Origin of the sequence: Collinsella aerofaciens (assembly GCF_005845035.1) — a bacterium.
Classification (GTDB): Bacteria; Actinomycetota; Coriobacteriia; order Coriobacteriales; family Coriobacteriaceae; genus Collinsella; species Collinsella aerofaciens_I.
This window is the reverse complement of sequence record NZ_SPFO01000051.1, coordinates 1-1,002: the sequence shown is the minus strand read 5'-3', so window position 1 is coordinate 1,002 and position 1,002 is coordinate 1. Positions and strand designations below refer to the sequence as shown.

1 protein-coding gene is annotated in these 1,002 nt (G+C 73.0%); it reads right to left on the bottom strand.

Features of this window, described 5'->3' with window-relative positions; all coding sequences use genetic code 11:
• The coding region (locus tag FGQ67_RS10010; RefSeq protein ID WP_465038302.1) for a transposase at positions 1-743 on the bottom strand (743 nt) is incomplete at its 3' end.
• Between the last annotated feature and the right edge of the window lie 259 nt (positions 744-1,002).

Here is a 1,002-nt window from a genome sequence, read left to right as displayed (position 1 = left end):
GCGCCGTTGTCGGTGAGCACGGCGCGGAAGACCCTCCCCATGCCGTCGGCGCCCAGCACCGAGCGCACGCCCTCCAGCGCCGCCTCCACGCTCGCCGAGTCCTTCGCCTCGAGCAGGAGCGCCAGCTGGAGCCTGCTGGGGCGGTGGAGCAGCGTGAGCAGGCAGGCCGAGTCCTCCCGGGCGCCCTCGACGGTGTCCATCTCCCAGGCCGCGGCGCACGCGTCCTCCCCGAGGGCGAGGAACGCGGCATGCGACCTGCGGGCGGAGTGGCGCGTGGCCGCCCGGCCCGCGGCGCGCTTCCTCGGCCTGTAGCCGACCTTTCGCCTGAGCTCCATGTTGGTCATGCCGTCGTAGCCCGCCGAGACCCAGCGGTAGATGGTCGAGGGCGACAGGTCCACCGGGCCGCCGTTGCGCGCCGCCATCTGCTCGGGGGAGAGCCCCCGGCGCAGGCAGTCCCTTATCGTCTCCAGCCTGGCCGCCGCGGCGGGCTCGTCGGCGTCTATCCCGCGCCTGGACGAGACGAGCACCGAGTCCGCGCACAGCTGCGCGGCGCGGGCCTCGTAGAATACGTGCGGGCGGCGCTTGCAGCCGATCGCACGGTACCGGCCGCACCCGTTGCAGCAGCGCGGCCACGCCGCCAGGCGCGGGCAGGCCGCCGACAGGTCGGCCGAGCCGTCGACGCGCTCGCCGCGCCTGGACTTCGGCGCCGTCACGAACCTGTGCGACGCCACCTCGGCGCTCACCGTCGAGGGCGACCTGCCCAGCTCCCTGGCGATCTCCCTGCACGAGGCCCTGCGCTCCAGCATCCTCTGGACCGTGTCCCGCTCGTGCCTGGTGAGCCTGCCGTAGGCCCTCGGGGCCGCCTCCGCGGAACCCTTCTTCCTCTTTCCGGACATGCCGTCCTCCGATCTCCCGGGGCCGGCCGATCCGGCCCTCAGGGTATCGGGTTCCCACATTCATCCGCACATGTGCGGATGAATGTGGGAGGTGTTCGGATAAAGT